We start from the raw sequence: 20,972 nt of genomic DNA, 5'->3' as shown, positions 1-20,972 counted from the left end.
AGTGAAAAAAAGACGAGTGGCTATTACAGGTTTAGGAGCAGTTTCTCCTTTAGGACTTGATGTGCAGACCACATGGTCCAATTTATTGGAGGGCCGTTCAGGAATTGCTGAAATCAAGCAATTTGATGCCAGTGCTTTTCCAGCTTATATTGCAGCTGAGGTAAAAAATTTTACACTCGATCCCAAATTAAACACAAAACGTAGTCGTTTTTCTGTGTCGTTTACGCGATATGCGCTTGAGGCAGCGCAACAAGCATTTGATGATGCAGGGATTTTGCCTACAGAACAAACGGCAGCACACTGGGGCGTAGTTACGGGTAGCGGTATGATGACTGCTGAATTTGACTATCTGTCTCGATTTCAACAAATTTGTGCACAAGATGGTGAAGCGGATTGGGAACGATTGCTTGCTAATACACACGAATTTTACAAATTATCTGATTTTGGTAAAACAACCCCAAACTCAGGATTGTCTTTATTGATACAACAATTCGGAATCAGAGGTTATGCTTCCTCAGTACATACAGCATGTGCTTCAGGGGGACAAGCTTTAGGGTTGGCGATGCAAGTCATTCGTCGGGGCGAAGCTGATTTTATGTTGGCTGGCGGATTTGATTCGATGATTAATCCTTTGGGATTATCCAGTTTCTGCTTATTAGGCGCTTTATCTACTTATAACAGTACACCTGAAACAGCGAGTCGCCCTTTTGATGCAACGCGGAATGGTTTTGTCTTGGGAGAAGGTGCCGCTTTTTTAATTTTGGAAGAATGGAGTAAAGCAAAAGCCCGTGGTGCTCGTATTTATGCAGAGTTGGCCGGCGAAGGGAATTCCTTAAGTTCTTATCGAATTACTGATTCACATCCCAATGGTGATGGAGCCATTCAAGCAATCGAACGCGCTCTCCAGGATGCAGGAGTGCAGGCCTCCGATGTGGATTATATTAATGCACATGGTACTTCGACCAAGATGAATGACTTAAGTGAAACGAATGCGATTAAAGCAGTTTTTGGGGAACATATCGCGAACTTGCCTGTAAGTTCGACTAAAAGTCAGACCGGACATTTGATTGCTGCGGCAGGGGCGCTGGAGGCGGTATTATCCGTTAAATCCATAGAACATGCACAGGTACCCAAGACGGCCAATTTAACGACTCCAGATCCAGAATGTGATTTAGATTATGTAGTTGATGGGCCGCGTGAACGATCTGTAGGCGTGGTTTTATCTAATTCTTTTGGATTTGGCGGCTCAAATAGTTGCTTGTTATTTAAGCATCCTGAGTTTGAAGGAGCAGGTGTATGAGTCAGGGCAATAGAGTATTCATTACTGGGCGAAGCGCCCTAACTGCGTCAGGCACTACCGCTGATGCTACTTGGGATGCGATTCTTTCTGGTAAAAACGGAATTGCTAAAATGACCCACTGGGATTTATCAAGTTGGCCGCATGGATTGGCTGGAGAGTTAAAAGATTTTAATCCTGCAAAAATGTTACCTGATCGTAAGTTGCTGAAAGTTATTTCACGCCAGGATGTGATGGGAATTAATGCTGCAGTACAAGCAATCGAACACAGTCAAATGATTGCTTATCGCGATACTCTTGAGGATCCTAATTCATTTAATGAACAAACTGCTGTTTTTGTGGGTTCTCCTGGAAATAAATATTTTCAACAGTATGACTTCTTGCCCTTGCTGGCAAAAACTCAAGGTAATATGCAGCAATTTGCAGAGCACCTGTTCGAAACAGTTCATCCGATGTGGTTATTGCGAATATTACCTAATAATGTTCTTGCATACACCGGAATCACCTATGAATTTAAAGGTCCCAATCATAATGTAACGAATCATGCAGTAGGTGGAACACAAGCTTTATTGGAGGCATATCATGCTATTAGCAGCGGCCAGGCAGAGCGGGCCGTGGTTGTTGCCTATGATATAGCTGAACCCCAGGCTGTGTTTTACTATGAGCAATTAGGTGTATTAAGTAGGCAACATTTAAAACCTTTTGATGCGGCGCATGATGGTACAATTTTAGCTGAAGGTGCTGCTGCTTTGATATTGGAAAGTGAAGCAAGCATGCGAGCGCGCTCAGCAGCGTGTTATGGAGAGATTATTGGAGGATTATCAACCACAGAAGCGGAAGGTTTATTTTCTCTGGATACAAGCGGACAGCAACTGGCTGAATTGATGCAACGTACTCTGGACCATGTTAAACTCAATGCGGATGATTTAGGTTTTATTGTTGCCCACGGGAATGGTAATAGCAAATCGGATTATAGCGAATCTCAGGCGATACAAAATGTTTTTGTCCAGCAGGAAATTCCAGTAACCGCATTCAAATGGTCTATGGGACATACTATATGTGCTTCTGGGCTGATCGATGCAGTAATGACAACCTATGCGCTTTCATCTAAGTGTGTGCCCGGTATTGCTAATTTGCAAAATATTGCATCCAGTTGTCACGGTTTATCTGTAAGTGCAGAACATCAGGCTCTAAAAAGAGGGCCTTATGCATTGACGATTAATCGTGGGTTTGCCAGTATGAATGCCTGTTTGGTGATCAAAGCTTGTGACTGAATTAGATCGAAAAATTAATGAATTGCCAGTAAGCTTGCTGGGTCGATTCGTATATAAATTTTTACCCTATAAGCGGCAAGTCATTATGGCAAATATTGATCGCGTTTATGGTAATCAATTAAATGACGCACAAAAAAAGCGACTTGCTGTATCATATTACTCGCATTTACTTAAATCCTTTAAAGAAGCAATTCAATTGCGTTTTATGTCTGAAGATGATTTACGTAATCACGTCGAGGTTCGTGGTCATGAAAACATGTTGGCAGTTGTAGCGCAACAAAAAGGGGTGTTAGTTCTTACGGGGCATTTTGGTAATTGGGAAGTTGCGCCAATAGGTGGTGTTTTAAATTTTAAAGAATTTCAAGGACAGTTTCACTTTATCCGTCGTACTTTATCAATCAAATTTATTGAACGTAGTTTATTTAAACAGTACTATCAAGTAGGTCTAAATGTTATCCCGAAAAAGAACTCTCTAGATAAGGTTTGTGCTGCTTTGGAACAAAATCATGCAGTTATTTTTGTTCTTGATCAACATGCTTCTTTGGTTAATCGAGACGGTATTGCTGTAGAGTTTTTTGGAGTAAAGGCAGGAACTTATCGTAGCTTAGCGACTTTATCTCGTTATACTGGAGTCCCAGTAATTCCTGCAGCGGGCTATAGATTGCCTAATGGAAAACATGTCTTAGAGTTTTATGATCCAATCCCTTGGAAAGACTATGGAAGTGCTCAAGAATCACTGTATTATAACACATTAGCTTATAATCAAGCTTTAGAACGTATTATTTTAGCTCATCCCGAGCAATGGAACTGGATGCATAAGCGTTGGAAACTTAAGTTGTCGTAACTCCTTTGCTATTGATTGTTTTTTCAAAAGAATCAATATGTTCTACTTCAAAGGTCTCTTCCTCTTTTGCAGGACTCTTCATTTTCGCAAAAAAGCCCTCAGCCCAATGAAATGCACTTTGTGCATATATGGCAGCTTCGCAAGTATATTCAGAAAGAACCTTAGTTGCGCTTGCTACAAAGTCAGAGCTTTCCGAACCTTTTAAAGGCTTAGTGCTGGGTTTGATTACCAGTTCAGGCAACAGACAATCTAATTCGTTGGAAATATAGTGCAGATGGTCTGAATCTTCTTTGACTTGCGCAAGTAATGAATCTACATCATTACGAGGCCTTTCTTTTAACATCAATTCCAATAAACGAAATTGGTTCATAATGAATGGATTTTGATTGTCTTTTAACCATCGATAAAGTCCTTCATTATCTTCTTTACGATTCATTACATAATGATAGAGACGATGAAGTTTTTGTCTTGTACTTAACTCTTCTTTAGGCATTATTTGTAAAGAGTAACTATCTAATGCCTTAATGATGTCTTCAAATTGTTCTTGTGCTAAGGGAAGACGGATTTCGTTTAATAAATCCGGAAGATCTTTTTCTGACTCCTGGTGCGATATGGATTTTTTTTCCCAATTTTTGGATGGACTTTTATTTTTTTGCCTAAGACCCAATGATTCTGGAACAACATAATCGGGTGAGTTAGGTTTAAAAAAACCAGTCCATCCGTAAGTCCAACATCGTTTGATCCATTTGATCAATCCAGAAAAAAATCCTTGTACTTTAGAAAAACGTAACTCATGCTGGGCTTCAGAAAGCGCTTTTTGAGCAATGAGAATAATTTCTTGATTTTTTTCAGAGTTCAGATTTTTTAGTGCCAAAGTACACAACTCAATAACTCTTTGATAATTTTCTTTTCCTCCACGTAGGCCAAAATAACGAATGATTCTCTTTGCGTCAAATAAAAATAATTGGTAACTGACTTGTTCATCAAAAAAATCAGGATGATTTAAAAAGGCGGTAAAGATTGCTTCCTTAATCATTCCGTCTAACTCAGATCGTCCTAGCATGAAACCAATATGGTGTATTGCTTTGGCTCGAGTTGCGAGATTTTCAGCTTGCTCATAAAAATCCATGTAGTCATTAATTAGTTTCCCAATTGACTCAGAATTGCCTTTATAGTGTATTAAGAAATATTCAAAACAATTAATCAACTTGTCATGTTTAATTAATCCTTCTATGAAGGGATTTTCATCGGGATCAGCCGATAGTTTGTGTTCTTTTGCTCCTCCCCCTGCAAGGAGTGGATTCAAATGAACATTTTGCAGCATTCTTTGAATGTTAATTCGATTATTTTGATAAAATAATGCCACATTTCCTTTTAGTGCATTATTTCTTAAGTAGCGATTTGTTAAATGGGCTGTTCTTTTTGCTAACTCTTTAAATGCAAGCTTATCGTTTAGGAAAAAAAGTAACTCAATTGCTTCGAGTGAAAAAGAATGGTTTTTATCTAATAATCTTTTAGATAATTGATTAATATAGCTCGCATAGGCTTTATTATAATGTCCATTAAGATAAAAACGTATCGCCAAAATCAAATGTGATTCTTTGTTCGCATGATCCAGGAATTTAATAGGTATGTTATTAAATAGTCTTAAATGTTCAATAATATTGAGAATGACGATTTCTTTCTGATTGGGATCCATTTTACTCAATTCATCAATAATATTGTGTCCGGCGATGTTCATTAAATGAGCCAAGATGTAATGGGCATTAGGCATGGAGATAAAGTGATTGATCCAATAAGTGAGAACCTTATGTCTTTCATAGAGTGGATATCGCTCAATTAAAGCCTCTATTTGCGTCTTGGTTAACTGATGAAAATGAGGAACTGAGCAAAGGACACTGACTGCTGCTTCAAGTTCCAATTTACCAATAAATTGAGTTGAGAGCGTTGTCAAATCTAATTGATGAATCAGGGAGTTAAGACGTGAAGGAATGTGGACATCTTGAAGAGTCAATCTGTTTAATAATGAATCCCCTTTTAAAGAAGACAAGAACTCTTTTTGACTTAATAAGTAAATAATCAAAAGGGATTTTACTTTTGTATTTTTAACTATTTGAATGGATTCAAGAATATTTGGGAGTGTTAAATTTCCTTCTTCAAGAGTTGTTAAAAATTGGGCTTGGCTTTCCACATCCTTATTAATTTCCGTTAAATACCCTGTGTTTCCCATAGCGGCTTTGAATAAATCAAAACTTTGTATTTTGCTTCCTGTCATGGCACTCTCCTTTTAGTCAAGCACCAGTTTCCAAAATAGACTTCCCCCAAAACTCTACTCTGACACATTGCTGTATCAGCCGGCGCTCGAATCTCATGTACTCCATGTACACTCAGGTTCTGCACTCCGCTTCTTCTCGCATTTGTTTACCGTGGCGAGTTTCGAGAGAAGTTTTATGTAAATTTTTGGAACGGTGCAAGTGTGAGGCGTTCTTTCAGAATAACTCTTTGTAAATAAAATTCAATACTTGTGTTAATTTTGCATAGAAAGCGATGTCCCTATGATAGATAAGTCAATAGAGCTCTTGGGATAATATCTGTTTTTTTAGAATAGCGTGCCTTCATAAACAAAGACGGCTGGACCAGTCAAGGTTATTGGTTCATTCAATGTTGGCCAGTCAATAAATAAATCACCCCCAGGTAACGTGACTTTGATTTGTTTGTCCAATTGGTGGTATAAACGTCCCACAGCGGCTGCTGCCACAGCGCCACTTCCGCATGCTTGTGTTTCTCCACAGCCCCGTTCATAGACTCGTAATTTGATCTGCTTTGAATTGACAATTTGCATGAATCCAACATTTACCTGCTTAGGAAAATCTGGATGCAGGCTGATTTGTTTCCCCAGAGTATGGACTGGGGCTGTTTCTGTATCCTCTACCAATAATACCGCATGCGGGTTACCCACACTGAGTGCATGTAAGCTTATTTTTTGATTATGCGGAAGCTTCAAAGAATATTCGGGGGCTTGGTGTTTCGTTCTGAGCGGGATGACTGATGGGGTTAATTGTGGAATACCCATATCGACACTGACACTTGAATCTGAATTGATATATAAATTCATCTTTGTAGTCGAGGTCGCCACAGTTAAATGATTTTTATCAATTAAACCGTAGTATTTTGCAAATAAAGCAAGGCAACGTGCTCCATTACCACATTGACCAACTTCCTGGCCATCTGCATTGAAAATTCGATAGTTAAAATCGATACCATCCTGTTGACTGGATTCAATAAGCAAGCATTGATCAAAACCAACACCGGTGTTGCGTTGAGCCATACTGGCGATTTGTTGGGGATTTAGGTTGATTTTCTGATGGATCCCATCAATCACCATGAAATCATTGCCTAAGCCATGCATTTTGGTAAATTTAATTTTCATAATTTTTGCCCATTGCGTTACTAGTTATTTATTACTTGTGGCATTTTTTGCTGATTCTGGCAAATAAAGAGGTCCTTTTTGCCCACAACCTAATAAGAATATGGGGATACAAAGCATAAATAAAAAGTAAATTTGTTTCATTTGCACCAGGTTAATTGACAGTTAGAGGGTAACTATCCATTTATTTAAGTAAAAATTCAAGTAGGTCTGGAAGAAACCCGAGTCATGCTTGCATTTCCTCAGGTCTCCAAGTTTCAACTATATTGATAAGTCATCGATGAGTATTTCTTCTTCATCCACATCTTCAGTTGCTAAATCAAGCCCTTGTCTATGCTTATTCATTGTAGAGATGACATTCTCTCCAGCGGATTTCCAGAAGAGCAATGATTTGGTTGATGAATAGCCCACATGGGTATAAATTGCAAGTGCAATTAATCCTGGGACGATAAAACTTAAAAGAATTCCTGCGGCGATTAAGGCATTTTGACAATAGCGGTCCCATTCCCCATCACGATGCTTTTTGAGTTCTGCTTCAGCAAGGTCCATTTTTTTGTAAAATAAGCGCAAGCGCATTTGGGGGTGGGGAATATGTTCTTTATTTTGCAAAATTCTAAGCAGTCCGGTTACCTTTTGAATCTTAACATTAATCTTATCATCCTCTTTTTTTATTTCATCATCTTGTTCCAATTCATTAGGTCTATTGGATAATTGAGACTTGAGTAACGCTAAATATTCTTCCGTTAATGGAATGAGCTTTTTATTTATAAGCAGTAAATACTCAGCTTCTTTATTATCATTCAGTGCTGCATGATATTTGATTTTTTTGCTTTTTTCGGCAATTAATGAAGCATTCGTTCTTCTTTCTTGCTCCACTTTTTCCGTAATTTGCTCTTGCAACTTTTTAATGCGATTAGCAAGTTCTTCGTTTTCATGTTCTAAAACAGTTTTTTCTTGTTTGAGTCTATCAACTACACCGTATTTATTGATGGCATGGCGTTCAACTAATTCTTGGAATGTTCCTTTTTCTGCAGGCGCAGGCAGTGCATTGGGTCGGTCTCGATAAAATTTTTGTGCTGCGATGTCGATTAAGGCCTCGGCTTTTTTTCGAAGAGACAGTTCATGTTTATTGAAAATGGCTTCCTCAGTTACAAATAACCGGCCTAGTGCCGCAGTATCATTAATAAAGACCCCTATTTGATGATACAATTTTTCAAATTCATCAAAAGAGCTGCCATGATGCTCCTTAAATCGTTCAGTAAGTTGTTCAACTAAACTTTCTTCCGTACTGTTATCTTTAGGTAGTTGTTCCCCTAATTGTCGGCAGATGTAAGCTATTTTTATACTGACTGGATAATCTGCTAATCGAGCAAACTCCTCGCTGTCAAAGATCCTGATAATTTCGGGATTAACTTCTGCGCCTGAATACCTTTCATCTTTATTGATCTGAGTTAATAAGGCATTAAAAAAGTATTTTAAATTTGCATCTGTTGGTGTTTGTAAACGCGTAAATTCTTCTTCTAAATTTGCATGCTGTTGTCCAACAGTCTGAATTATTCCTTTTAAACTCAAATCAGTGAGGTCTGATACAAATTTTTTTATCGTTTCATTTTCTATTTTTGCTAATTCAGTAAACTCGGCAAATATGTCAATGACTGCTGCAAACAGCTCTTCTTTCTCTTTTTGCTTTTTCTCCTCACTCCAATCATCGGTAAGATATTGTTGGTTTACTCTTTGTATTAATGCACCAAAAGAACTTAAAACATCTTGGCGTGCACTTTCACTGTCAAGTATTGCTGTTGCTGCAATTGAGTGCTCAGTAAGGGAGGCTGAAAGATTAGATATTTTTCTAATGTTTTTAGATAATACATTTTTTGCTGATTTTATCAAAGCAGGCAAGCTATGATCTTCATGTGAATCAACTTGAAGTATTTTGAAAAAATACTCTTTCATTAAGGTACTGTGCTCTTCATTAACATACCCGATATTTTTAGGAAAAACCTCTGTTAAAAGACCGTATTTATGGCTGGTGCGCAGCATTTTTCTTTGAGGAGCCACGCCCATAAATGTGTAATGAGTTGCATTAAACGCTTCATATGCAGATCTGTTTTCATAAATTTTGTCATAGAGCTTGCGAAAAATAGTTGGGAAATCAAGATCTGCTACATCAATGCCCTCGCTAATGTCCATTTCTTTAAGAAAAGCGAGATATTTTTTCCCTAAGCCGGTAGGCTCATGAAAAATTTCTCGTGCGTCTTTAAATGCAACTCCATGTGATGTTAAAAAATTAAGTAATTTAAAAATCATTAATTTTTGCACGTGTGTCGCTTTGGTTTTATCAGGGGAAACGACAACATTTTGTTGTGATGCATTACTTCCGGCAGAACCTGTACCATGATGTCCAGGCAGGGTATGTCGAACTATTGTTTGTTCAGGATTTGAAGCCTCAACGTAGATTGGGGTAAAGCCCCAATCAGAGCGTTCATTTTCGTAATAGACGAATTCAGCATGTTTCACAAAAGATGGAAGAGTAAAAAAACGTTCGTCATACCATGTCACTGGCCAACAGTCTCCAGGAACCGGATCAATGATAAAAAGATTCATTGATGCATTGGCAATATTAGTTTTTAGTGCATTAAACCATCGCCCTTGGTCTTGATTTTCTTTAGGTAGTTGGGTTAATAAAGATTTAATAATATCAGGAGTGTTATTAAAAGGTTTGCCACTTTTCCTGGCTGTTTGTTGTTGTGTTAGCTCTTTGATTAGTTGTTCGAGATTTTCACAAGAATTAATGGCTTTTTTTATCGCATCGAGTTCATGCGCGATGAGAACAGATTCAACCCCGCCTCTGCTGTGTGCGATATCATTAAGTTCAGTTTGTCCACGGACAAGAGCATTTAAAGCGATACCCAGGCCAATTCCAATTTTTTCGCCAACATCGCTTCCATCTGTTTTGGGCCCATTAACAACAGCGACTTCCGAAGATTGATACGGAGCAAGTTGTTTGTGATTAATTAGAGGGCGCTCTTCTGTTTTAATTAATGTAGAAACAATACTTAGAGTTTCTCCCTTAGGGTAATATTCCTGTACTGTATCCCCCTTTTTTAAGGACTTGGTTTTCTTCTTGCTTTTTAGAGTGGGGGTATATACTGTATCGGTCCCCAGCATCGTAAGGGTAAATGATTCTACTTTATTAAACATCTCATGCCGCTTATTAATTCACACTAGCGAACTATAATGCATATTGAATAAAAATAAAATATTCATGGGCTTAAGTGAAACAAATTGTTATTTATTTAATCAAATAAGGCTTCTATAAAATATCGAGAGTATATAACTTGCACTGTGTTGATGCATTAGCGATAATTTCTCTTTTTTTGTCTGTGAGGGGATTTGTTTTGAATGTATTTATAAATGAGTCACAGGCTCAAACACAAGCATGTGTTATTTGGATGCATGGGTTAGGGGCTGATGCATCCGATATGATGGGTTTGGTCGATCAGTTAACGATTGCAGATGTAGCGATACGCCATGTATTTATTAATGCCCCCCAACGCCCAGTTACATTAAATGGTGGGATGGTCATGCCTGCGTGGTACGATATTATCGGTGTCAAATTAATTGATAGGGAAGATAAAGAAGGGATTGAACAATCGGAATCACTGATTCGTAAAGTCATAGATGAACAATTAAATGATGGTTTTAGATACAATCAAATTTTCCTGGCAGGATTTTCACAAGGAGGAGCTATGGCTTTGCATACAGCTCTTCATACACCGGCTCGCTTGGGAGGCGTTGTTGCTTTGTCTGCTTATTTACCTTTAGCTGCGCAGACCAGGTCAAATCTGGATAAAAGCACACCTTTTTTTATGGGGGCAGGACAATTCGATCCCCTGGTTTTACCTCAATGGACTGAATCTAGTAAAGATTGGTTACTGAAAAAGGGATATGAACATACTTCTTATTATAAATATCCTATGGAACATTCAATTTGTTTTGAGGAAATTAAAGATTTGAGTCTTTGGTTTAGACATAAAATTCGGGGAGAAGCATAATGCCCATAGTGAAAAAGTCTCGTACGGTCAATTATACCTGTGAGCAAATGTTTTCGTTGGTGAATGAAGTAGAGCGTTATGCGGAATTTCTACCGTATTGTACAGAAAGCTTAGTGCATCATCGCGATGAAGATGAAGTGCAGGCCACTTTAGTTATTGGTGCTGCAGGAATGAGTAAATCCTTTACTACACGGAATCGATTACAAATTAATAAAATGATCGAAATTCGTCTTGTTGATGGTCCATTCAGTCATTTAGAGGGCTTTTGGCGTTTTGATGAAGTGGAAGAGGGATGCAACGTTTCGTTTGACTTGGAATTTGAATTTGCAGGGCGCATGTTTTCCATGCTGCTTGGCCCCGTGTTTGAACAAATAACGGATAAAATGGTCGATTCCTTTTGTGAAAGAGCCAAGGTAATTTATGGTGAAGGTTGAGTTGGTTTATGTGGCTGTAGATAAAAGTACAGTACATATGACTTTAGATCTAAAACAAGGGGCAACAGTTTTCGATGCCCTTAATGTATCAGGAATATACGATACTCATCCTGAAACGCGAAACATGGCCGTTGGAATTTATGCAAAACAAGTTTCTTTGGAGCACATGCTTCAAGAAGGTGATCGAGTAGAAATATACAGGCCTTTGGTTTTAGATCCAAAAGAAAAACGACGTCAAAAGGCAACAAGCACTCGCCGGCGCGCATAGCCTATAACCAGAGTGAGAGGACATAAGCCATCACCCTGGTTATAGGCTGCAACACATGCAAACAATACCCATCATTTTTTGGTTATTCTTGATTAACATCTGGGTGATTAAGCGATGCTACGCCTGGCTTTAGTTTGCTGCGCTCTATATGTGTCAATCGATCGTTGTGAAAATACAAGCTCGCTGTTGCCATAGTCATATAGCCACGGCCTCTGCGCCAGGTGTAGGCATAATCCCAGCGATCATTATTAAATGTGGGACTTAATAAACTGGTTCCCATTAATATAGCAACATCATTTTTACTCATTCCTATTTTGAGACGATTAATTTTTGATTGTGGTAATAAATTCCCCTGCTGAACTACGCGCCGAGATAGATCAAAAGAAGAACATTGGGTAAGAGTTAGGGTACATACGATTCCAAGTAGAAAAATTATTATTCTCATTTTTTTTGCCTATCGTGAAAAATTTCGCCATAATAACACGTCATTTACTGAAAGACACCTGGAGCATTAATGGAAGAAAGTAAGCAGCTTAAGAATGCTGGATTGAAAATTACTTTACCGCGTTTAAAAGTATTGCAAATATTAGAGCAATCTCCCAATCATCATTTAAGTGCGGAAGGCGTTTACAAGGCACTATTAGAAACAGGAGAGGATGTTGGCCTTGCAACAGTTTATCGCGTATTAACTCAATTTGAGGCAGCAGGATTAGTGACTCGGCATAATTTTGAAGGGGGACACTCAGTATTTGAATTGAGCCAGGGAGCTCATCATGATCACCTTGTTTGCATCAAATGTGGTTGTGTTGAAGAGTTTGTTGATGAAATCATTGAACAAAGACAAAAAACAATAGCTGAGCATGCACATTTCCAGATGACAGATCATGCATTGAATATTTATGGGATATGTCCTCGGTGCCATAAAGGCGAATAAAACTCTGTAGTTTTATTTTTCTTTTTTCTTCACAAGAAAATAGGTCTTTACTTCACCAATTCCCTTCATTTCCAAAACTCCCCGTGGTTCAACAATGAATTCATCTTGGAGCATAAAAGCCATTTTTTCCGAGATTTGGATTTTATTGGGAAGAGAGGTTTCTTCCAGTCGACTGGCTAAGTTGACCACGTTTCCCCATATGTCATAAACAAATTTTTTATGGCCAATTATCCCCGCAATGACAGTACCATATGTGATGCCAATACGAAATTGGAGTTGCATCTGATTTTCTTGATTGAAAGCCTGCATTTTGTCAAGAACAGCTAAAGCATAATTCGCCATATTGATTGCATGCCGTGTTGTTTGTTCAGGAACACCTGATACAGCCATATAGTTATCACCAATGGTTTTGACTTTTTCTATATGATATTTTTCGGTGAGTTTGTCGAGTTCAGCAAATAATCGATTTAAAATATTTACTGTTTTTTTTGCCCCCAAGTGTCCAGTTAACTGAGTAAAATTAATAATATCTGCAAACATAACACTGGCTTGGGAATATTCATCAGCAATATCTTCCTCTCCCATTTTTAAGCGTGAGGCAATCGACTCTGGCAAAATATTCAATAATAAAAGATCATTTTCTTCATTTACTTTAGATAATGTTTTTAATGCATGAATGATAAAAAAGAGCATAAGCAGTGTTGATAAAAGTGAGAGCCCAAGTGCTAAAGCGATAATTTTTGACATTTCGCGATCAATCTTTTCATTGATTAAGAATGTTCGAGTATTTACCAGAGTAAAAAACTCCTGTAAGGGCTTCATTACTTTTAATTTTGCTTGCAAATAGTCATCTCCAAAGACCATTTGTTGGGCTAGTTGCTGATTTGGTTTTCCAATAATCGTGTAATTTCCTGACTTATCCTGATATTTTCCATTAACAAGATTCATCGCTTTAATTTCGGTTTCTGCAAGTTTTTTGCTTTGATGCTCCGCTTCAGTCAGCAAGGAGAATTCTTTTAGAGTAAAACGATGTTCCAGCATCATTGCCACTAATGATTTTCCTGGGCCATAAGGTTGGGGGCGCTTATCGCCAAGGACAAAATCCAAATACAACTCGTCATAATTTAAAGGGCGAGGTGCGGTACCATTGCGTATTCCTAAGGTTTCATTATAGTGATCATAGTACTTTTTTTCACCTGTGATTACATAAAGACGCGACATCTCGGTTAAATCATCAGAAGTCTGGCGAAGTTGGTTCGCTAACGAATATAGTTGATAACGTTCATTTCCATCGATAACTTCTTGTACAGCAATGTGTTTTAATAAAAACAAACAAAAGATAAGGCCTGCAAGAGTGATTGCTAGAAAGAAGAAAAAAAGGTATAGAAGACGCGTGTTTTTAAGATGAAGTTTTCCTAGCACGTTTCTCTCGTTTTGGCTTATCAACTTACATTGAGAATAGCTCATTTATAATACTTGAGCTATTTCTAATAACTAATTTTAAATGCTATTCTTTAATGAAGAAGATATCTGTTTATTAGGGATTTTTAGGACAAGCTCGGACTTGATCCTTAACTTAGTTCAGGGATTATTAATGAAATTGTTATTTTTAGGGGCGGGCAGCGGTATCGGAACGGATTTCGGAAATTTTCAATCAAATATGCTACTTCTAACGGATAGTGGTAAGAAACTATTGATAGATTGTGGTACGGATATCCGTTTTTCATTAACTAAAGCGGGTTATATTCCTCGAGATATTGATGCGGTTTATATTAGTCATTTACATGCCGATCACATAGGTGGGATCGAATGGTTTGCCTTTCAACGTAAGTTTGCTTCTTCTAAGGGATCGCCTGAGTTAATTATTCATAAAGATTTAGTTCATCGATTATGGGAGCATAGCTTAAGTGGAGGATTGAAAACACTTGATGATAGAGAGGCAATTTTGAGTGATTATTTTGAGGTTCATTTAATCAATGACGAGCGCATTTTTAATTGGGAAGGGGTGAAACTGAATTTAGTTCAAACCATTCATATTTATTCCAATATGAAGCTGATGCCAAGCTATGGTTTAGCCATTGGCTATAAAGGAAAAACATTCTTCATTACTACCGATGCGCGGTTTACTCCAGAGCGTTTTGAAAAATATTATCGTGATGCAACGCTTATTTTTCACGATTGCGAAACTATGGAAACCCCCAGCGGCGTACATGCCCATTTCAATCAGTTAGATACGTTGGATCCAAAAATTAAAGCAAAGCTTTGGTTATATCATTACAATGATGGAGAGTTACCCGATGCCCAATCGCATGGTTTTGCTGGTTTTATTCGTTGTGGCCAGGAATTTGATCTGACTTAACGTAATTATTCATTTAAAAAATTCAATACAAAAAACAAAAACTTTGAAAAAATTATCTTTTGAAAATTAAACACAGCCTATCCTTATTACAAATAAGAAAAACTCGAGTTTCTGCTTAAAGTTTTATGTGTTTCATTGATATAATGGGTCTCACTTTAGAATCGTTGATATGGATATTTATGTGGATTGTATGGATTGCGCTTTCGCGACCTTACACGTTTATTGTAATGGCTCTAATGCTTCTTATTATTGGGCCTTTAGCAATAATGCGAACTCCTACTGATATCTTTCCTGACATCAATATTCCCGTTGTAAGTGTTGTATGGAGTTTTACGGGTTTACCTCCTGATGAAATGGGTAACCGCATTACGAGTGTGTTTGAACGTGCGGTAACGACTACAGTGAATGATATTGAACATATTGAGTCCGAATCACTCATTGGCGTCAGCGTGGTCAAATTGTTCTTCCACCCTAATGTGAATGTCGATATGGCTTTGAGTCAGGTCACGGCAATTGCACAAACGATGCTGCGTAATTTGCCACCAGGGACTTTACCACCATTGATACTAAACTATAAAGCCTCAACGGTTCCTGTTTTACAACTTGTATTGTCGAGTGCGACGATTCCAGAACAGAAGTTAAATGATTTGGGGAATAACTTTCTTCGTACGCAACTAGCAACAGTACAAGGAGCCGCATTACCCTATCCTTATGGAGGAAAAGTACGTCAAATTCAGGTTGATTTGGATATTCCTGCAATGCAAACTTATGGAGTTTCTGCACAAGAGATTAATAATGCCATTCTTGCCCAAAACCTCATTATCCCTGCAGGGACACAAAAAATAGGTCAGTATGAATACATCGTCAAATTAAATGGTAGTCCGCTTTCAGCGGTTGATTTAAATGACGCCCCGGTTAAATCTACCCCAGGCCGAATTTTGTATGTCCGTGATGTTGCTCATGTTCGTGATGGGTTCGCACCGCAAACTAATATAGTGCGAGTAGACGGACAACGGGCAGTAATGATGTCAATTCAAAAAACGGGGAGTGCATCTACTTTAGAGATCGTTAATCGGGTAAAAGCTTTAATGCCAAAAGTAAAAGACATGCTTCCTCAAGGACTTAATTTATCCTATTTTGCGGATCAATCAATCTTTGTGACTGCCGCTATCCGGGGTGTAATTACTGAAGGTGTAATTGCTGCAGCATTAACGGGACTTATGATTTTACTCTTTCTAGGCAGTATGCGTAGCACTTTGATTATCACGTTGTCTATTCCCTTATCTATTATTGCATCGATTACTATTCTTTCTGCTTTAGGAGAGACAATCAATATTATGACCTTGGGTGGTTTGGCTCTTGCTGTGGGTATTTTAGTTGATGATGCTACGGTTGCTATTGAAAACATTAACTGGAATTTGGAGCAAGGCAAGGAAGTAGAACAGGCTATTCTTGATGGTGCAAAACAGATTGCAATACCCGCTCTCGTATCGACTTTATGTATTTGTATTGTTTTTGTACCTATGTTTTATTTGGGGGGCGTTGCTCAATATTTATTTGTGCCTTTAGCTGAGGCAGTAATTTTTGCCATGCTTATGTCTTATATTTTATCACGCACGCTTGTTGCTACCCTCGCAAAGTATTGGTTACACAAACATGAACTGATGGCAGAGGAAGAAAAGAAAAGTCGGCTTGCTCGCGTACATGAAGCATTCGAAGAAAAATTTACCTTATTACGTACGCGATATTCTGAATCATTATCTTGGGTATTGAATAATACTAAAGTGTTTATTTCCTGCTTTTTAGGTTTTGTGGGTATTTCAATCGTGTTGCTCTGGCCGTGGCTTGGTTCAAATTTTTTTCCTGATGTAGATGCAGGACAAATTAAATTACATATAAGTGCCCCGACAGGAACTCGGGTAGAGGAAACAGCACGCATAGTGGATAATATCGATACAGTAATTCGCCAAGTAATCCCTCCAATGGATTTGGAAAGTATTGTTGATAATATCGGTTTGCCTGTAAGTGGAATTAATTTATCTTACAGTAACTCGGCAACGAACGGCCCGGAAGATGCGGACATTTTAATTTCCTTGAAAGCTGGGCATAGACCCAGTTCGGATTATGTGCATCAATTAAGATCGGTTCTGAGAGATCATTTTCCACAAGTTACTTTCGCATTTTTACCTGCGGATATCGTAAACCAAATTATCAATTTTGGTTTGCCATCCCCCATTAACATTCAGGTTATTGGCTTAAAAAAGGAAGATAATGCTCATTATGCCAATAACCTAATGAATCAGTTAAAACGGATCCCGGGTCTTACTGATGTTCGTATAAGACAATCCAATAATTATCCTGAATTTTTTGTGAATGTTGATCGTAGCATGGCAAAAGAACTTGGATTTACCCAGCTCAATGTTGCTACTGATTTATTAGTTACACTATCGGGTAGTTTTCAAACTACACCCACATTCTGGTTGGATCCTAGAAATGGAGTTTCTTATCCGATTGTTACCCAAGCACCGCAATATGTGATGACTTCATTAAATGATTTGCTTAATATTCCGTTTGGAAGTGTAACACTACCTAGCCAACTGCAAATTTTAGGTTCTTTTGCCAAACTGAAGCGTACTGTGACTTCAGTCGTTGAGTCACATTATAACGTTCAGCCAGTGATTGATATTTTTGCTTCAATACAAGATAGAAATTTAGGAGCAGTGACTAAAGACATCCAAAGAATTATTCAGGATACCCAAAAAGATTTGCCTAAAGGATCTTCAGTAGCTATCCGGGGACAGATTGATACTAAAGAACATGCATTTAATGGGTTGTATTGGGGATTGGCATTCTCAATTTTGTTAGTTTATCTGCTGATTGTTATTAACTTTCAATCCTGGACCGATCCTTTTATTATTATCACTGCCTTACCTGCAGCTATTGCGGGAATTGCGTGGATGTTATTTATTACCCATACCGCACTTAGCGTGCCAGCCCTAACAGGAGCAATTATGTGTATGGGGGTTGCCACAGCGAATAGCATCCTCATTATCAGTTTTGCTCGAGATCATCTTGCAACTGAAAATGATCCAATGAAAGCGGCGCTTGAAGCAGGAAAGACCCGTTTACGACCCGTAATGATGACCGCATTAGCCATGATAATTGGTATGTTTCCTATGGCATTGGGCTTAGGGGATGGAGGCGAACAGAATGCTCCATTAGGCAGGGCTGTAATTGGAGGGCTATCTTTTGCAACGATGGCAACACTCTTTTTTGTCCCGGCTGTTTTTTACGTCATTCATCAACGCAAATTGGAAAAGACGCAAGGGAAGGAACATGCTTAAAACAATTCAATCGCATTTAAAGGGTCACAAGCATAGGCGACTTATTATCGCTATTTCTGTTTTTTTATTTATTATTTTAGTGATGATTATTTTTCGTATTTCTGCAGCAATCAACTTACGTAACGAGACTCTTGCGGCTGCTGTTCCTGTAGTACGCGTGATGACGGCAGAACAAGAGAAAGGAGTGGACAAAATTATTTTACCAGGCAATGTTCAAGCCTGGCATGAATCACCTATTTTTGCACGAGCTAATGGTTATATAAAAAAATGGTATGTAGATATTGGTAGTCATGTGAAGAAAGGTGATTTGCTTGCTGTTATTGAAACGCCTGAACTTGATGCACAAGAGCGTCAAGCAAGAGCTGATTTGAAGACTGCAATAGCAAATAATCAATTGGCACAAATTACTGCAAGACGTTGGCTTAATTTAGTAAAAACGAAATCTGTTTCCCAGCAGGAAACTGACGAAAAAGTAAGTACGGCTGCAGCTTTGGACGCAGCGATGTTTGCCGCAAAAGCTAATTTGCAGCGATTGCAAGAGCTAGTTGGGTTTCAACGTGTTATAGCCCCTTTTGATGGAGTTATCACAGCTCGAGCTACAGATATTGGTGACTTAATTGATGCTGGGAGTAGTTCAACAGCACCACCCTTATTTCGTATTGCCCAAACAAAGCCTTTGCGAATTTATGTCAAAATTCCCCAGTATTATTCTTCTCGAATTAAACCGGATATGACCGTCAAACTCCATTTTGCGGAGCATCCCAAGCAAGTTTTTCCGGCCAAATTATTTGAAACAGCACAAGCGATTGATCCTAAGACGCGTACTTTACTCGCTCAATTTGTTACGCCGAACAAAAATGGAGAATTGTTACCGGGCAGTTATACTGAAGTTTGGTTGAGTTTGCCTATTCCTCCTAAAACGGTCATTTTACCTGTCAACACTTTGCTCTTCCAGGCACCAGGATTACAGGTAGCTACATTAGATAAAGACAATAAGATTGTCTTAAAGTCCGTTACTCTTCGGCGTGATTTTGGCTCAACAGTTGAAATTGCTACTGGGGTATTACCGGGTGATCGCGTGGTACTTAATCCTCCTGATGCAATTAGAAATGGGGAAACTGTGCGAGTTGTTTCATGAAAAAAATGATTCGATTTTTTTCTAAACGCCCTGCAGTGCGAAAAATACAAGGAAAAACGGAGCGTAGAACGGTATACATTAAGCCGCATGAAACAGAGTTTTTAGCTATTGGCATACTCGTTTTTGCATTGACCGGTTGTTCTTTCGCTCCCCAATACCATCGTCCTGCCATGCCTATTCCCGCACACTTCAAGGAACCGGGTAAATGGTTGGAAATTAAATCTACGCCACGAATTGTTACTCCAAATGGTTGGTGGCGCGCTTTTCATGATCCAGTATTAAATGATTTGGAAAACCAACTGAATAGTGCAAACCAGGATTTGAAATTGGCTTACGCTCATTTTCAGGAGGCGGTTTCTTTAGTACAAGTTGCTCGATCCTATTTTTTCCCCACGATTCAAGGAATATTCAATGCGGATAGACAGCAAAATTCACGAACCGTTGCAAATCCTGTAAGTACGCCAGTTTTTAATCAATTTTTGCTGGGTGGTTTTCTCTCTTATGAGCTGGACGCATGGGGAAGTATCCGCAATTCGTTTATTGCCAGTGAACGTAGTGCGAATGCAAGTGCTGCGGATATGGCTTCAATTCGGTTGAGTTTGCAAGCAGAGCTTGCGAATACTTATTTTGCGTTAAGAGGTAGTGATGAGGCGCAACGTATCTTGGATACGACTGTTGTAGCCTACCAAAAAGCTCTTTATTTAACGAAAAATCGTTATCAAGGAGGGGCAGCGCCTATAGCTGAGGTAGATGAAGCAGAAACTCAGCTTGAGAATGCAAAAACCCAGGCAGAAGACGTGCGGTTACAACGAGCTCAACTGGAGCATGCAATCGCAGTATTAGTTGGAGAAATACCCAGTAATTTTTCCATATCTCCTGGTAAGTCGCCCAAAGTTTTTCTGGAAATAGCGCCAAATATACCGTCAACTATTCTGGATAGAAGACCTGATCTCATTGCTGCGGAATCCAGGGTTCAAGCTGCAAATGCAAATATTGGCGTAGCACGAGCTGCTTTTTTTCCTGTGATTGAATTAACGGGAAGTGCTGGTTTTCAAAGCAGGAGCCTCGCGAATCTCATCTCAAAACCAAGCCTTTTTTGGTCACTTGGTCCTCAGAGCTTATTGAGTTTAAGTCAACCTGTAGCACAAGTAACCCTTTTTGATGGCGGTCGATTGCGAGGTTTATTAAATCAGGCTAAAGCCCAGTATTTTGAAACCGTTGCTACGTATCGGCAAACAGTATTAACTGCATTCCAGGAAGTAGAGGATAATCTGATTGCGATTCATCAGCTTGATAAAGAATATCGGACTCAAAAAGCAGCGGCTCGCGCGGCCAAACGGGCTTGGGATCAAGAGTTGTATCGGTATAAAGGAGGGCTTGTTACTTTTCTGCAGGTTGTGGTTGTTGAAAATACTGCATTACAATCAGAGCTTTCATTAGTCAACATCCATACTCGCAGGCAAATTGCCAGTATCCAGTTAATTAAAGCTTTGGGGGGTGGTTGGTCTTTAGATATGGGTAAAAAAACTAAAGCAACATCTTATTCTAAGGGTATGGTAGAAATAAGCTATGGATAAAGGTAGTCCCTTAAGCCTTTA

The 20,972-nt window shown here is 38.7% G+C and carries 16 protein-coding genes and 1 pseudogene; 11 read left to right on the top strand and 6 right to left on the bottom strand.

Annotation, left to right across the window (positions count from 1 at the left end; genetic code table 11):
* The first annotated feature begins 1 nt into the window (after position 1).
* Genes LXO92_RS16775 through LXO92_RS16765 form a run of 3 tightly spaced genes read left to right on the top strand, consistent with a single transcriptional unit; the run spans position 2 to position 3,415 of the window.
* Entirely contained in the window at positions 2-1,300 is a 1,299-nt protein-coding gene (locus LXO92_RS16775) for a beta-ketoacyl-[acyl-carrier-protein] synthase family protein (RefSeq protein WP_232891333.1), read from the top strand.
* Positions 1,297-2,571: a beta-ketoacyl-[acyl-carrier-protein] synthase family protein gene (locus LXO92_RS16770; RefSeq protein WP_182350668.1), complete on the top strand. Its 1,275-nt coding sequence runs from the start codon at positions 1,297-1,299 to the stop codon at positions 2,569-2,571. Before LXO92_RS16775 ends, LXO92_RS16770 begins: the two co-directional genes overlap by 4 nt.
* The gene (locus LXO92_RS16765) at positions 2,564-3,415 is read left to right on the top strand and encodes a lysophospholipid acyltransferase family protein (protein ID WP_182350667.1); all 852 of its coding nucleotides are present in this window, start codon (positions 2,564-2,566) and stop codon (positions 3,413-3,415) included. The genes LXO92_RS16770 and LXO92_RS16765 overlap by 8 nt, the downstream gene beginning before the upstream one ends.
* Here LXO92_RS16765 and LXO92_RS16760 read toward each other — a convergent pair.
* The 4 genes from LXO92_RS16760 to LXO92_RS16745 form a co-directional block, all read right to left on the bottom strand.
* Positions 3,402-5,690 carry a hypothetical protein gene (locus LXO92_RS16760; protein ID WP_232891332.1) on the bottom strand — a complete coding sequence of 763 codons (2,289 nt, stop codon included), beginning with the start codon at positions 5,688-5,690 and terminating at the stop codon, positions 3,402-3,404. The two genes, LXO92_RS16765 and LXO92_RS16760, sit on opposite strands and share 14 nt — an antisense overlap.
* Before the next feature lie 324 nt (positions 5,691-6,014).
* On the bottom strand, positions 6,015-6,845 hold the full coding sequence (gene dapF / locus LXO92_RS16755) for a diaminopimelate epimerase (protein WP_182350665.1): 831 nt from the start codon (positions 6,843-6,845) through the stop codon (positions 6,015-6,017).
* A 24-nt stretch (positions 6,846-6,869) separates the two neighbouring features.
* Positions 6,870-6,986 carry an LPS translocon maturation chaperone LptM gene (gene lptM / locus LXO92_RS16750; RefSeq protein WP_182350664.1) on the bottom strand — a complete coding sequence of 39 codons (117 nt, stop codon included), beginning with the start codon at positions 6,984-6,986 and terminating at the stop codon, positions 6,870-6,872.
* 117 nt (positions 6,987-7,103) lie between these two features.
* Positions 7,104-10,043: a hypothetical protein gene (locus LXO92_RS16745; RefSeq protein WP_182350663.1), complete on the bottom strand. Its 2,940-nt coding sequence runs from the start codon at positions 10,041-10,043 to the stop codon at positions 7,104-7,106.
* 197 nt (positions 10,044-10,240) lie between these two features.
* Between LXO92_RS16745 and LXO92_RS16740 the strand changes: the two genes are divergently transcribed.
* Genes LXO92_RS16740 through LXO92_RS16730 form a run of 3 tightly spaced genes read left to right on the top strand, consistent with a single transcriptional unit; the run spans position 10,241 to position 11,599 of the window.
* Complete coding sequence (locus LXO92_RS16740; protein ID WP_182350662.1) at positions 10,241-10,897, top strand: alpha/beta hydrolase; 657 nt, start codon at positions 10,241-10,243, stop codon at positions 10,895-10,897.
* Entirely contained in the window at positions 10,897-11,331 is a 435-nt protein-coding gene (locus LXO92_RS16735) for a type II toxin-antitoxin system RatA family toxin (protein ID WP_182350661.1), read from the top strand. The genes LXO92_RS16740 and LXO92_RS16735 overlap by 1 nt, the downstream gene beginning before the upstream one ends.
* Positions 11,318-11,599 carry an RnfH family protein gene (locus LXO92_RS16730; RefSeq protein WP_182350660.1) on the top strand — a complete coding sequence of 94 codons (282 nt, stop codon included), beginning with the start codon at positions 11,318-11,320 and terminating at the stop codon, positions 11,597-11,599. The genes LXO92_RS16735 and LXO92_RS16730 overlap by 14 nt, the downstream gene beginning before the upstream one ends.
* Before the next feature lie 82 nt (positions 11,600-11,681).
* Here LXO92_RS16730 and LXO92_RS16725 read toward each other — a convergent pair.
* Positions 11,682-12,075: pseudogene (locus LXO92_RS16725) on the bottom strand (outer membrane protein assembly factor BamE).
* A gap of 38 nt (positions 12,076-12,113) precedes the next feature.
* Between LXO92_RS16725 and fur the strand changes: the two are divergent.
* Positions 12,114-12,533 carry a ferric iron uptake transcriptional regulator gene (gene fur / locus LXO92_RS16720; RefSeq protein ID WP_182350658.1) on the top strand — a complete coding sequence of 140 codons (420 nt, stop codon included), beginning with the start codon at positions 12,114-12,116 and terminating at the stop codon, positions 12,531-12,533.
* 12 nt (positions 12,534-12,545) lie between these two features.
* Here fur and LXO92_RS16715 read toward each other — a convergent pair whose 3' ends face one another.
* Positions 12,546-13,955, bottom strand: coding sequence for an adenylate/guanylate cyclase domain-containing protein (locus LXO92_RS16715; RefSeq protein ID WP_182350657.1), 1,410 nt, complete (start codon positions 13,953-13,955; stop codon positions 12,546-12,548).
* A 172-nt stretch (positions 13,956-14,127) separates the two neighbouring features.
* On the opposite strand from LXO92_RS16715, the gene LXO92_RS16710 reads away from it, so the two are divergent.
* From LXO92_RS16710 to LXO92_RS16695, 4 genes are all read left to right on the top strand, one after another.
* Positions 14,128-14,892: an MBL fold metallo-hydrolase gene (locus LXO92_RS16710; protein WP_182350656.1), complete on the top strand. Its 765-nt coding sequence runs from the start codon at positions 14,128-14,130 to the stop codon at positions 14,890-14,892.
* Positions 14,893-15,071: 179 nt separating this feature from the next.
* The gene (locus LXO92_RS16705; RefSeq protein ID WP_182350655.1) at positions 15,072-18,236 is read left to right on the top strand and encodes an efflux RND transporter permease subunit; all 3,165 of its coding nucleotides are present in this window, start codon (positions 15,072-15,074) and stop codon (positions 18,234-18,236) included.
* Positions 18,229-19,374, top strand: coding sequence for an efflux RND transporter periplasmic adaptor subunit (locus tag LXO92_RS16700; protein WP_182350654.1), 1,146 nt, complete (start codon positions 18,229-18,231; stop codon positions 19,372-19,374). Before LXO92_RS16705 ends, LXO92_RS16700 begins: the two co-directional genes overlap by 8 nt.
* Positions 19,371-20,951 (top strand): efflux transporter outer membrane subunit, encoded by a 1,581-nt coding sequence (locus LXO92_RS16695; RefSeq protein WP_232891331.1) that lies wholly within the window; start codon positions 19,371-19,373, stop codon positions 20,949-20,951. The genes LXO92_RS16700 and LXO92_RS16695 overlap by 4 nt, the downstream gene beginning before the upstream one ends.
* Positions 20,952-20,972: the final 21 nt, after the last annotated feature.

This window comes from Legionella resiliens, from assembly GCF_021344005.1.
GTDB lineage: Bacteria > Pseudomonadota > Gammaproteobacteria > Legionellales > Legionellaceae > Legionella > Legionella resiliens.
The sequence above is the reverse complement of the archived record's forward strand: the minus strand, read 5'-3'. Positions and strand labels throughout refer to the sequence as shown.